Raw genomic sequence first — 13,488 nt, 5'->3', positions numbered from 1 at the left:
GTGGGCATCATGAACCTTCGTGGCACACGCGCCAGACTTCTTCGGCAAGCATCCTTGACCGGAAGTATCTCTCCGCAAAAAATCCCGCAATACCGACCACCACGATGACAACGCCCGCGGTCTTCAGTCCGTTCCAGCCCACGCTGTCATCGAGTAGCAGCACGCCAAGCACGCTCATGCACACCAGAACAATCTCGGCACATGGAATGATGGAATACTCATAACTGTCCTTCCATGGCAGATTCACCGGCTGCGCTTCCCTGGCGACGAGACTGAACGCCACACCCTTTTCACCTGGTAACGCCACGAGTTGAGCACCCTGTCCGAAGTGCGCCATCCTGGCGGCGAGCGCATACAGCAGCCACCGCGACACCGGAGCCTGGGGGCCGATTGCCGTGTCGAGCGCATGCGTGGAAACCTCCAGACCGCTTTCCCTAACGGCGCCCAGGGTTGCGTGCTGCGCGAGGCCCTTCAGACGGTTATGCCAGAAACTGCGGATGCGTTTCGTCTCGACCTGCTCCGCGCTGAGCAGCAGCGTCAGCGCATCCTCGGCCTGATCGGCTTCGGTCGCAATCCCGCGCAGCAGCCACGCCTGCGCCTTGAGCTTGCCCCGCTGGTTGTACATGAGCTGATGCGAGCCCAACAGCAGCGCTACGGCAAACTCCGAGCAGTCCTTTGGCGCATCCGGGCCGCCATCATTCAGATGCCACGCCAGAACAAGCCGGTAATACGGATCGCTGTCAGCCGGGAACCATTTTTCCGCAAACTTCGGCTCCGTGATGGCCTTCATGCGGACAATGCGCGGCGCCCCGGGCAATTCCAGCTTCTTCCATACGGCGCGAACGATGTCGGACGATTCATCCCGGTCGCCCTGCATCATGAGCAGGAACGAATCGCTGCGCATGGCCCCAGCCAGCTTCGGCGCGAGCGGCACAAGCAGTTTTTCCAGCACGGCATGCAGCCGGGATGCAGCCCCCGTCTCATCCATGTCGAGCGCCATGACCTTGCCGGGATTCTGTGGCGGCGTACCGTCCAGGCCCAGCATGCGCTCGGCCAGTTCCGGTTCCGGCGTGAGCACCACGCTGTCCAGCACGGCGACGCCGCAGCGGCCTTGCTGCTGCCATGACCTTCGCTGCCGCCAGCGTTCCTGATTCACAACGGCTGTCTCGAAGGCGTAGAGTCCGTGGGCACTGTGATAAATGAATGCGCATATCGCCCCCCAGAAAACCGGCCCGATCAGCAGGACTCCCCGGAAAAATTCCATCGAATTCACCGATTTGCCCTTCGGCCACGTCGCTACGGTAAGCGCCAGCGCAACGCACTCCACGATGATGAACAGCACGAGATAGATCCAGACGGGCGGAGGCTCTCCCGCCTCCCGTTCATCTGGTATCGCCTGGTCCCAGCGAAAACTCATCCTTCCTCCGTGTCAGCTTCCGTACGTCCAGTCGCGCTGGGAGGCAATCAGCGTCGGCGGCGGGCTGCAGCCACAGCGGCAGAAGTCGCCCTCCAGTGCGGGCAGCTTGCCGTCCAGGCCGTCGTCCTCGGCACGCGGGCCATTTGGGACAACGTGACCGATGGAGCCACAGGCGGGGCACTGCACGCGTGCTCCGATGTAACTCATGCCGCGATCGTCGGTGCCAACGTTCTCGATGCTGTCGAGCACGATGCCGTTTGCTGTAGTGCGGTCCAACCGGAGAATGCAGGCGCGTTCGCTCATGTCATATCCCCAGCCATTCCCAATCGGCTCCGTCGTTTCTGACGGGCATGCTCTGTCCGTGACGCAGGGTAACGATGCCCGCGAGGTCGTAGCGATACGACCCGGCGGTGGAGAAACTGCCCGAGTGGACACGTGCAAGCCAGCGGCCACTACGTGGGCAAACGGTCCCTGCCTGGCAGACGTGTTCGGTGCCTTCAGTGATGTCGAACGAGTATTGCTTGACGGGCGTTGGCGCGCTGCCCTCCCATACCCATTGCACCGGCCCATCAAACTCCGTACCGCTGGCGGACGCCATCAGCATTTTTACGTTGTCCCTCGTAGCAACGTCCCCGGCCTTGAATGGCACGACAGGCTGCGATAGGCACCGCTGCCTGTCGTGCGCACCGCGCGATACAGACCGTCCTCGGCAAACTTCTCGCCAGGATTGACCGGGAAATACGACAAGCGAGTCCGCTGGTACGCTTCCCACTGCTCGCGCTCCTGCGGAGTCGAGGGGTAGTCACGGTCGAAGGTCACGCGGGTCGGGTTCTTGTAGTCAGAATGGAAATCGACACGCACCAGACTCGATTGGGTACCAATGACTTCCATGTTCATGAACACGCCAACATGGAGATCATAGCTACCCGCGACGAATTTACTGACGGATGTTGTTTTCATCCTGAAAGTCACCGAACTGCGCGGCGCAAGACTGACCTCTCCATCGGGAAATTCGCCCGAATTTTCAAGCAACTTACCCGCCAACCCAAGACCAAATTTAGAATCATGTGATCCAGTTTGGTAGCCGTTTACGCCCAAGATATCAATATCCTTGCCAATCCTGGCATCCCACTTATCGGGCGTCTTGAATTTGATCGGATAATCTCCCGTATTGTCGAATCTTACGTGCACCAGAAATCCATCCTTCGCGTGGGCAATAGACGTGAGTAAGACATCCAGCTTCACAATTTTCCGTCCATCCTGAACCCCTGCATTACTTAGCAAATCCACCAGATCGGCGATCTTGATTGCAACAGAACGACTAAGGTCCCTCACGAAACCACTTCTCATTTTTCCGTCGCATCGTGCACCGTAAAGATCAGTGACTGGAACGTCGCTTTTTGGGTCCTTCGGAGAGCATAGCAACTCAGCAAGCGTCTTGGCCGATTCCAGATTTTCACCCTGCAACTTCAATTCATAGATCCCAATCCCATTGATATTCCTGTTGTTTGAAGAGTCACCAATCTGGACCGATAGCACATTCCCCGAAACTGTCACTTCGTTGTTTCCGTAGGAATTGGCGCTTCCATCCGCGCCGCCATTTGTGGTGTAGCTAAATTGCATCGCGTGATTTTCCATATCCATAGTCCCTCCATTTGCACACCCCGCCAGAACAACTGGGGAGATTGCCAGAATGCTCAACGCAATACGCCGGAAATTACGAATCATAGCCAACCCTCCACAACTTCTTTGTTGAAAGCGAGAACTGACGCCGCACGTATTCCATGTAATACGGTTTGATCGTTGCCGTTACCTTACCCTCCTGCAACGGTTCATTTGCACCATAACCCATTAGGTTCTTCGGTGAACGTGCCTGCCACACCAAGGTTCCCGCCTCCGTATCGACCAGAGAAAAATCGATCTGCTCGTCCTTGATATAAGACTCGTGAAGCCAGCCACCCAGATCGAAATACTCATCGGGAAATTCGCGACAATGTGACCGATGGAGCAACAGGCGGGGCACTGCACGCGAGCCCCGATGTAAATCATTCCGCGTTCGTCGGGACCAACGTTCTCTATACCGTCAAGCACGATGCCGTTTGCTGTAGTGCGGTCCAACCGGAGAATGCAGGCGCGTTCGCTCATGTCATATCCCCAGCCATTCCCAATCGGCTCCGTCGTTTCTGACGGGCATGCTCTGTCCGTGACGCAGGGTAACGATGCCCGCGAGGTCGTAGCGATACGACCCGGCGGTGGAGAAACTGCCCGAGTGGACACGTGCAAGCCAGCGGCCACTACGTGGGCAAACGGTCCCTGCCTGGCAGACCTGTTCGGTGCCTTCAGTGATGTCGAACGAGTATTGCTTGACGGGCGTTGGCGCGCTGCCCTCCCATACCCATTGCACCGGCCCATCAAACTCCGTACCGCTGGCGGACGCCATCAGCATTTTTACGTTGTCCCTCGTAGCAACGTCCCCGACCTTGAATGGCACGAGCTGCAGGCTGCGATAGGCACCGCTGCCTGTCGTGCGCACCGCGCGATACAGACCGTCCTCGGCAAACTTCTCGCCAGGATTGACCGGGAAATACGACAAGCGAGTCCGCTGGTACGCTTCCCACTGCTCGCGCTCCTGCGGAGTCGAGGGGTAGTCGCGGTCGAAGGTCACGCGGGTCGGGTTCTTGTAGTCAGAATGGAAATCGACACGCACCAGACTCGATTGGGTCCCGATGACTTCCATGTTCATGAACACGCCAACATTGAGATCATAGCTACCCGCGACAAATTTACTGACGGATGTTGTTTTCATCTTAAAAGTCACCGAACTATGCGGCGCAAGAGTGACCTTTCCATCAGGAAACCCGACCGGATTTTCGAGCAGCTTACCCGCCAACCCAAGACCAAATTTAGAATCATGTGATCCAGTTTGGTAGCCGTTTACACCCAAGATATCCATATCCTTGCCAATCTTGGTATCCCACTTATCAGGCGTCCTGAACTTGATCGGGTGGTCTCCGCTATTGATAAACCTGACGGACACCAGAAATCCATTCTTGGCACGCTCAATTGAAACAAGTGAAACATCGAGTTTCACAAGCTTTCGCCCTTCCTGAATCCCCGCATTTGTTAACGAGTCCACCAGATCAGCAATTTTGCTTGCGACATCGCGACTAAAGTCTCTTATGTAACTGCTTCTCATCTCCCCACTACATTTCGCTGTGTAAAGATCAGGGATCGGCACGTCGCTTGCCGGGTCCTTTGGAGAGCACAGCAATTCCGCAAGTTTCCTGGCATCTTCCAGATTCTGGTTTATCAGTTTTAACTCATATATACCGACACCATTGATATTTCGATCCAATGAGGAGTCACCAATTTGAACGCGTAAAGTATCACCCAGAACTGATATTGCATTGTTCCCATATTTATTGATACTGCCATCCGCAGCCCCATTTGTCGTGTAGCTAAATCGCATCGATCGATTCTCCGCGTTTACAGTCTCAGCGTGTGCGTTGCTTCCAAGCACAACCAAGGCGAGGGCCGCATGCCAAAAATGCCTGATCCATGAATTACGAATCATAGCCAACCCTCCACAATTTTTTTGTCGCAAGCGAAAACTGACGCCGCACATATTCCAGGTAATATGGCTTGATAGTCGCGCGACCATTCTGCAACGGCAGGTTGGCACCATAGCCCATCAGGTTTTTCTGCGAACGCCCTTGCCACACCAGGGTTTCCGCCTTCGCATCGACCAGTGAAAAATCGATCTGCTCATCCTTGATATAGGATTCGTGAAGCCAGCCACCCTGATCGAAATATTCATCGGGAAAATTGAAATAATGGCCGCACTCATGCGCTTCGACATTCGCCATTGGATAATCATGTATGTCCCCCTTGTCATCCAGCCATTTCTGCCCCTCCCCCCATGACGACGTATCCGCCCGAAGAACAAATGGAAACAGGTGATTCGAAACATGAGGAGTAAATCCAGCAATGGACGCACCCTTGACCGATACGCGAAGATCAACCCTGAAATTGACCTTCACTCGGCATCCGCACGCCGCGCCCTTGGAGCAACCGTTCAGGATCAGCTTATAGCCACCCTGATCCAGCACTGCTTCGATACGACTTTTCAGCGCGATGAGATCGTATTTATCTCCTACCGCATCGCGATAGTCCATCTTGACACCCTTGCGTGTAGATCCAGGCGTCATTTTCGAATGACCGGAAAAATTGTATGGGATCGTTTGATCGTGAGCCGTAAGATCACGCTTTCCAGTTGCGTCAACCGGAAACAGATCCATCGGAATCAACATCACGCGAACGGTGCAGGTAATCGCCTTGTCCTGTTCGCTGTATGCAAATTCATAATTTGAGTCTCTCGAACCACCGCCCCGGTACTGCGTCGTTTTATCGTCGCTCATCCACGGAGTCCGGTCGTCCAGCCTGCCCCAATACGACTTGGCTTCGATATGCTCACTGACATCAGCCTTCACGTCCGTGATCTTCCAGTCGCAAGGAACCGCATTTGCGAGCTTGATAGGATCAGGCGCAACATAGGCTTGCTGCTGATCGTCGGGACTGTTCAATGTGACCTTGGCTTTAGGCACCCCTGAATCCACATTTGACGGCTTTCCGTCAAACGGTGAAAAGGCAGATGCACCCGCTGGCACGCCACCGCTGGATTGACGTGAGAAAAAGTCGCCAGGCGGAGACGGCGCTATCGCACCCGCATCAGGCGCAGGCGGAATTGCTCCCGCATTCCCCAACGACTCCCACTGCGACGCGTCTGGTGCTGGCGCAGGTGCTGGCGGCGAAACGAAATCCGGATTCGACCGCCATACCTCACACCCGGTCGTGAACGGCACGAAGACCGGTGCGAATGCCGCGCCACCCAGGTCCATCTGCGCAGGACCCACCTTCTTCAAGCCACTTGTCCTGAACACGGCGCCACCCCGGGAGCCATATTCGATCCCGTCCGGCGTCATCCGCATATACGTGCCGCCGACACTCAGCGCGATCTCCCTTGACGACTTCACATGCAGCACGCCGCCAACCGTTTCAACGGTCATATCATTCTGCGACGCAAGCTGCATCGACCCGCGCTGGGCCTGCACGACGACCGCACCCGCCGCCGCGATCAGACTCATGCCTTTCTGCGTGAACAGCGATACCAGATCGCGCGCGGCCACGGTGAAACGCTTGAGCGTGCTGAAATGCACACCCTTCTTTGCGGTGCCGATGATCGAACCGTCGGCGGCAAGCTGTACGCCGTCACCTGACACGACGCCGACCGGACCAGGTGCAGTAACGAGGCCGCCTGGCCGCCTGAGCTCACTGAGGTCGTCGTTGATCGCTTTCTGCGCGCGGGTGTCTGCAGGCGACGCCTTCGACGCTTCCGCGGATTGCGCCAGCGATTCAGCAAGTGCCAGCATTTCCTTGAGTTGCGCAATGGTCTCCTGCATGTCGGTCTGATGCCCGCGACCGCCCGCGCGGTCGTAAGCCGTCATCATCGCGCCCGCGCCGCCCCGCATGACTGCGGCCTTGTCGGTGCGAAGCTCGGCACCATTACCGCGCTCGTTCTGGTCACGATCGACGGCATGCCCAAGGTTCAGCTGTGACTTCCCCTGTTCTGTCGCAACCTTGATGTGCTCCCGACCCGCGCCGTCCTCCATCTCGAACGTGTTGTTCGAGCGCGTGCGCAGCGTGTTACGTGTGGCCCACGGATAGGCGGAATTGATCGGGTCGGTATCCTGCGCCGTGTGCAGTACCTGACTGATGAAGGGAAGGTCCGGGCAGCCCCACAGGAAGCCCACCGTCACCACCGTCCCCTCGACCAGACCGAAATGGAAACCGGTCTGTCCCGCACCCGCGAACGGCTTCGCCAATCGCATCGGGCAGCTTTCCAGTCCAGGTTTGCGCTTGTCCTGATCCGCATGGATGTGCACGATATAGGCACCCTGCGCGTCCAGATACGGGTCCTTGTACCCGCCCGGCGAGGCAATCGTGCCCGTGATGACCCCTTCGACTTTGGGCCACGTATCTTCCAGCAGAGGCAGCCGATACAGCCGGTCAGAAGGAATCGCGGTGAATTCGACGCGGTACGGCTGCTTGCGCGATGCGCTGCATTTCACGCGTACCGTGAGCAGCCCGTACTCAGCATCGGGCAGTGTCCGGTTCGGGAACTTGAGGATGCAACTGGGCGCGAGGTCCAGCATGTTGCAGGTGCCGCGATACACCACCTGGGAAGCTACGGCCGCCTCGCGTCGCAGCAGCGCTTCTACCTTTGCCTCATCCTCGCTCAGGTCCGGCGTGCCCCACGTATAAGCCTCGCCATAGGTGGTGCGGTCCTCGGTGATCCGGCTGGCCGCTTCGATCGGTTCGGATAGCGGACGCTCAGTGCTGAACGTGCGCACCTTGTAGCTCGTCGGCAGGGTCGTCGCGTCCATTTCAAGCGAATCGACCGATTCCACCCCCGGGCTTTCCAGGCCACTGTACTCACGATACGGCACGCTCAGGTCGGGGTCGCGGCGGTAGTGCGTGAAGTCGTCACCGAATCGCACGTTTTCGCAGTGCTTGCCCTCTTCGCAGACGAACCAGATACCGCAGCGACGGCATAGCCGCGTGATGAAAGTCAGATCGTCTTCGCCCCATTGCATCACGAAACTACGCTTGCGATAGGTGCGGTACAGGTTGAACTCGAAGCTGCCGTGGATCCTGTCGAAGCCGTGTTCGCGCAGGATCTGTTCAATGATGTCCGGAAAACTCTTCTCAAGGAAGAACCGGCACTTCGGTGCGTTGCGCAAGAGTGCCAGGCGCGATTCCAGCACAACCTCGTAGGTGGTTTCGTCCCGGCTACTGCCCCGCTGGCTGAAGCCCGTGACAACGCCTTGCACACGCCGTTCGGGTTCCGCCCTGAGCGTTGCGAGCGGATTGAATGGCGGCTGGATCACGAACGCCGCAGGCTTGTTCAGATAGTCCGTGCGCGACAGGTCCGGCTGCGAATGCGTGAACTGGATCTGATACCGGGTAGGCTCCCCGATAGCCCGCTCCCCCACAAAGGCAAAGATATCGGCCAACTCGGCTCTACTGGCCTGTGGCATGTCGAGACGATAGTGCCGGTGCGCGGAACCCGTTTTTTGACTCACGCCCCCTCCTCTTAGAGATTCACCGAATACCCCGGCAAAAACTCTAGTGGACTTTGGGACCGAATCAAATAGGACAGTCTCAGAATGATGTCATTTTTTGTCAACACAATTCATTTAGTATTGCAAACTGTTAAATAGATAACTAAATCGCATACTTTTGCAGCATTGTCGGCGGCGCCCCCAAAGAATTTTCTTCTATCTACCCTTCATCCTTCTCGCGGCATGCAGCGGAAAATCCGGTCATGACCACCACCGATCGCGCCGCCATACAACTGCGCCGAATCTGCCTGGCCGCCAGCCGGGCGCGCCTTGTCGGCGGCCCGTGCAAGTCTTAGATTCGCTTCATTTCCTTCGGCACGCCAACCAGCAACGCGACACCGCTAACGAACAGCAGCGCGGCCAGCAGATACAACGCATTGTCCATGCTGCCGGTGTGCGTCTTGATCAGACCGATCACCCAGGGGCTGACAATCCCGCTCGTAATGCCGATGCTGCTGATCAGCGCAATCCCGGCCGCCGCCGCGGTGCCGGACAGATAGCCCGACGGCACGGTCCAGAAAATCGGCAACGCGGCGAAGATCAGCACGGCCGCCAGCGAGAGAATCGCGAGCATCGCCGGGAAGCTACTCAGATGCAGTGTCAGCAGAGACAGCGCGATGCCGCCGCCGATCGTGCAAACCGCAAAGTGCCGGCGTCGTTCGCCGCGACGGTCCGAGTGGCGAGCAATCAGGATCAGGCCCACCGCGCCGACCGCATTCGGAATCACGGTGTACAGGCTGATCGCCAGTACATCGTGAACGCCGAAGTCGCGAATCATCAGCGGCATCCAGAAGTTCAGCGTTAGCGAGGCGCAGGTGAGCGAGAAGTAGATGAACGCGAACAGATAGACCCGCGGATTGCGCAGCGATTGCATGACGGAACGCGATGAATGTGCGTCCGATGAAACGCGACGGTCTTCATCGCGCTGTGCAATCAATTGCGCCTTCTCGGCAGCATTGAGCCACGTTGCATGTTGCGGACCGTCGACCAGATAAAACGCGGCAAGCAGGCCGAGTACGATGGCCGGCGCACCTTCGATCACGAACATCCACTGCCAGCCGAACAGACCCATCACGCCGCCCATATCGCGCATGATCCAGCCGGATACGAGGCCGCCGAGCACACCCGCCACCGCGACGCCCGCGAAGAAAATCGACAGCACGGCTGCACGCCGCCGCGCCGGATACCAGTAAGTCAGATACAGCACGATGCCCGGGAAGAACCCCGCTTCGAACACGCCGAGCATAAAACGCAGCACGTAGAAGTGCGCGGGCTTCGATACCAGCATCATGCCAACCGATGCAATGCCCCACAGCAGCATGATCCGCGTGAAGGTGCGGCGCGCGCCGAAGCGCGCCAGCAGCATATTGCTCGGCACTTCACACAGCACGTAGCCGATATAAAAGACCGCTGCGCCCAACCCGTACATGGCGTCGCTAAAACCAAGGTCGTGCTTCATCTGCAACTGCGCGAAACCGATATTGATTCGGTCGAGAAACGAGACCACGTAACACAGGAACAGAAACGGAATGATCCGCATCGAGACCTTGCGATATAACAGATCGTCGTGCGCAGCAGCGGATGCGCCCGGCTCGAGCGCGGGGGCGTGGGATTGGCTCATCGGTTATCTCCAAACGTGAGGGTCCAGCGGACCCGCTGGGTCCGGCGTCTTGATGCGCCGCGTTTCTGTTTTCTGCGGGAACGGCATGCGGTGGCATGGGTGCGCCGCGCGCCGTGGTGAATTGCGCGTGGCTCGAACGGCCACGCGCGTACAGCGTTTTATCGTTACCGCTCGTCGTGACTCGTGTTCAGGCAGCCAGCGAATGCGTCCGCGCGCCTTGCGCCGCAACGTCGGTCACGCCTTCACGTGCGTGCCGCATTGCTTCGAGCAAGGTCGCGTGATCGCCGATATGGTTGGCGAGCAACAGGATCAGTTGCGCATTGGCCGACTGACTCTGCGCATCGTCCAAATCGCGATGCATGTCTATCAGTGCCTCGTAGAAATCGTCGGGGCGGGCGAGATTGGGTTGCGTGTTCAATGCCATAAGTGTCTCCTGCTATTTTCTTGTGCCGATGTGCTGCGTTTTCCGCCTGGGCCGCAAGTGCCACGTGTACTGTCAATGCGGAGACTTCAGGCCGTGCCTTCAACGCACAATGCTCGCTTCAATGAATCTTCCACAAAGCTCGCGTCGAGTTGTCGCCGACGCGCGCAGACATGCTGGTCAGGACGGATCAGGTAGAACGTGCCGGGTTTGGCGTCGTAACGCGCGGCGGCAAGACCGTCAATGTCGTGCAACACATCTGCACCCGAAGCCGCAACGACCTGCGCATCACCGCTCGTCACCACGACGAGCTTCAGCGGAATCGGACCGCTACGCAATGCATCCAACGCAGCTTGCGTCGCCTGATCGACGCCTTGCGAGCCGCAAAACAACACGCCTGTGAATTGCTGGCCGAGTTGCTGTAACAACCAGGCCGGTTGTCCGGCAGCATGAACCGGCGCATCGACGCACGATGCCCCCGGCACCATCAGACCTTCGAAGCTCTCGCTGTCCGCTGTATTCAGCGGGGAATCACGCAACACCGCAGGCACCGAGAGGCGGCCGCTATTCGTCAACTGTCGTGCGAACGGGTGATGCCGGGCGAGCTTCAGCACGGCATCGCGAAACACGCGGCTCACCGGGCTCTTCGGCGTGATGAAATCGGTCGAGCGCGTGGAGTTGCGAATGTTTTCGTCGGCGGCGAATTCGCGCTCGCTCGCATACGTGTCGAGCAAGGTGTCGGCGGCTTTGCCTTCGAGCACCATTGCCAGTTTCCAAGCGAGGTTCTCCGCGTCCTGCACGCCGCTATTCGCGCCGCGCGCGCCGAACGGCGACACACCATGCGCGGAATCGCCCGCGAACAACACGTTGCCATGCCGGAAGCGTTCCATGCGCAAACACGAAAACGTATAGACGCTGACCCATTCCAGCTCAAACTTCGCATCTGGTCCGAGCAACGCACGCACGCGCGGAATCACTCGTTCCGGCGTTTTTTCCAGCACCGGATCGGCGTCCCAGCCCAACTGAAAATCAATCCGCCACACGTTATCCGGCTGACGATGCAATAACACCGATTGATTCGGATGGAACGGCGGATCGAACCAGAACCAACGCTCGGTCGGAAACTCCGCTTCCATCTTCACGTCGGCGATCAGGAAGCGGTCTTTGAACGTGACGCCCTTGCTGTCGAGTCCCATCAGATTGCGCATCGGGCTGCGCGAGCCGTCGGCGGCCACCACATAGCGGCCGCATAACGGGTACTGACCGTTGGGCGTATCGATGGTGAGCGTCACACTCGCTTGAGCAGTGCCAGGCGCGCCGTGCTGCTGCACACCGACCACCTTGCTCTTCCAGCGGATCTCGAGATTCGGCATCTCCTGCGCGCGTTCGAGCAGAAAGCCTTCCACGTAGTACTGCTGCAAGTTGATGAACGCGGGCCGGTGGTGGCCCGCTTCCGGCTGCAGATTGAACGTGTAGACCAGTTCATCTTTCAGGAACACTTTGCCGACATTCCAGCTGATGCCCTTTTCCACCATGCGCTGCCCGCAGCCGAGCCGGTCGAAGATATCGAGCGAGCGCTTCGAGAAGCAGATCGCCCGCGAACCGGTGGACAACGAACAGTCGTCGTCCACCAGGACGACCGGGATGCCCTGCTGCGCGATATCGATCGCGGAAGCGAGGCCCACCGGCCCCGCGCCGACCACGATCACGGGATAAGGCGCCTGATCCGCAGCGCTTTGCCCGCTTTGTTCGCGGCACGGCTGATAGTCGAACGACAGCGTCTGGTAGTTGATGCTCATCTTGTGTCTCCGTCCTTCTCTGCTCTGCTTCAGGCTCTCCGGCGTTTCTATGCGCCGGTCAGGCTTGCAGCGCGTCCCACATTTCCTTGTCGCGCTGCGCGGTCCAGATGCGCGGATGCGTAATGCCGCTCGCTTCGTCGAAGGCACGCGAGACGTCGAACGGCAGGCAGTGCTCGTAGATAAACACGTGGCCGAATTTCGGATCCATTGCCTTGCGCGTGTGCGCCATCGCGGCCTTCAGATCGAGCTTCTGTTCGACAGCTTCGCGGCCTTGCTGCAACAGCGTGGTGACGAAGTCTTTCGTGTAATCGAGGCCCTTGTTGACGTCTTCCGGCGTGGTCAAGGCAGGACCGCGGCCCGGCACGAGCTTCTCAGCCTTCAGCGCGCGCAGTGCTTCCAGCGTGGCCGGCCATTGTTCGAGTTGAGCGTCGCCGCAATAACAGGCTGCGTCGTATTCGACCAGGTCGCCGGAGAACAACACCTTCTGCGACGGCAGCCACACCACCGTATCGCCCTTCGTATGACCCGCGCCCAGATGCGCAATGCGCACTTCGAGTTTGCCGAGGAACAGCGTCATTTCTTTTTCGAATACCAGCGTCGGCCACGTCAGGCCCGGTACCGTTTCGACACCGGCGAACAAGCGCGGGAAGCGTTCGATTTCCGACTTCATGTCGGCTTCGCCGCGCTCGACGATCATCTCGTACGTGCCGCGGCTCGCGATCACCTGCTGCGCGCCTTCTTCGAAATACGCCGACGCGCCCAGCACGCGCACTGCGTGGTAGTGCGACAGCACGACGTATTTGATGGGTTTGTCGGTGACGCTGCGGATCTTTGCGATGAGGTCTTGCGCCATGGCCGGCGTGGCGGTGGTGTCGACGATCAGCACGCCGTCGTCGCCGATGATCACGCCCGAGTTCGGATCGCCTTCAGCGGTGTACGCGTAAGCGTTCTCGGACAGCTTGGTCCACGTGACTTTCTTGACTTCCAGGTCGGCCTGGGATGCGAATGCCTTTGCCATGCTTGTCTCCCTCAAAAGTTGGACGTGAGGC

The 13,488-nt window shown here is 58.5% G+C and carries 11 protein-coding genes; all 11 read right to left on the bottom strand.

The features are described from left to right. Positions 1 to 7: 7 nt before the first annotated feature. Positions 8 to 1,417 (bottom strand): hypothetical protein, encoded by a 1,410-nt coding sequence (locus KHO23_RS12355; protein WP_211611512.1) that lies wholly within the window; start codon positions 1,415 to 1,417, stop codon positions 8 to 10. A gap of 12 nt (positions 1,418 to 1,429) precedes the next feature. After that, the gene (locus KHO23_RS12350; protein WP_201107833.1) at positions 1,430 to 1,720 is read right to left on the bottom strand and encodes a PAAR domain-containing protein; all 291 of its coding nucleotides are present in this window, start codon (positions 1,718 to 1,720) and stop codon (positions 1,430 to 1,432) included. A 1-nt stretch (position 1,721) separates the two neighbouring features. After that, positions 1,722 to 2,015, bottom strand: coding sequence for a hypothetical protein (locus KHO23_RS35040; protein ID WP_236066813.1), 294 nt, complete (start codon positions 2,013 to 2,015; stop codon positions 1,722 to 1,724). Between the two features lie 8 nt (positions 2,016 to 2,023). After that, positions 2,024 to 3,145: a hypothetical protein gene (locus KHO23_RS12345; protein ID WP_236066812.1), complete on the bottom strand. Its 1,122-nt coding sequence runs from the start codon at positions 3,143 to 3,145 to the stop codon at positions 2,024 to 2,026. After that, positions 3,135 to 3,440, bottom strand: coding sequence for a hypothetical protein (locus KHO23_RS12340; RefSeq protein WP_211611511.1), 306 nt, complete (start codon positions 3,438 to 3,440; stop codon positions 3,135 to 3,137). Before KHO23_RS12340 ends, KHO23_RS12345 begins: the two co-directional genes overlap by 11 nt. Positions 3,441 to 3,563: 123 nt before the next feature. After that, positions 3,564 to 4,991, bottom strand: coding sequence for a hypothetical protein (locus KHO23_RS12335; RefSeq protein WP_211611510.1), 1,428 nt, complete (start codon positions 4,989 to 4,991; stop codon positions 3,564 to 3,566). Next, positions 4,981 to 8,514 carry a type VI secretion system Vgr family protein gene (locus KHO23_RS12330; RefSeq protein WP_211611675.1) on the bottom strand — a complete coding sequence of 1,178 codons (3,534 nt, stop codon included), beginning with the start codon at positions 8,512 to 8,514 and terminating at the stop codon, positions 4,981 to 4,983. The genes KHO23_RS12335 and KHO23_RS12330 overlap by 11 nt, the downstream gene beginning before the upstream one ends. A 376-nt stretch (positions 8,515 to 8,890) precedes the next feature. Continuing rightward, a complete protein-coding gene (locus tag KHO23_RS12325) occupies positions 8,891 to 10,219 on the bottom strand; it encodes an MFS transporter (RefSeq protein WP_211611509.1) in 1,329 nt (442 codons plus the stop codon). A gap of 187 nt (positions 10,220 to 10,406) precedes the next feature. Continuing rightward, positions 10,407 to 10,643, bottom strand: coding sequence for a DUF2783 domain-containing protein (locus tag KHO23_RS12320; RefSeq protein WP_211611507.1), 237 nt, complete (start codon positions 10,641 to 10,643; stop codon positions 10,407 to 10,409). Between the two features lie 86 nt (positions 10,644 to 10,729). Beyond that, positions 10,730 to 12,439, bottom strand: a complete 1,710-nt coding sequence (locus tag KHO23_RS12315) for an FAD-dependent oxidoreductase (RefSeq protein WP_211611505.1) — start codon at positions 12,437 to 12,439, stop codon at positions 10,730 to 10,732. A gap of 58 nt (positions 12,440 to 12,497) precedes the next feature. Further along, entirely contained in the window at positions 12,498 to 13,457 is a 960-nt protein-coding gene (locus tag KHO23_RS12310; RefSeq protein WP_201082675.1) for an MBL fold metallo-hydrolase, read from the bottom strand. Positions 13,458 to 13,488 lie beyond the last annotated feature (31 nt).

This window comes from Paraburkholderia haematera, assembly GCF_905220975.1.
Taxonomy (GTDB): domain Bacteria; phylum Pseudomonadota; class Gammaproteobacteria; order Burkholderiales; family Burkholderiaceae; genus Paraburkholderia; species Paraburkholderia haematera.
This window is presented reverse-complemented; position numbering and strand designations above follow the sequence as displayed.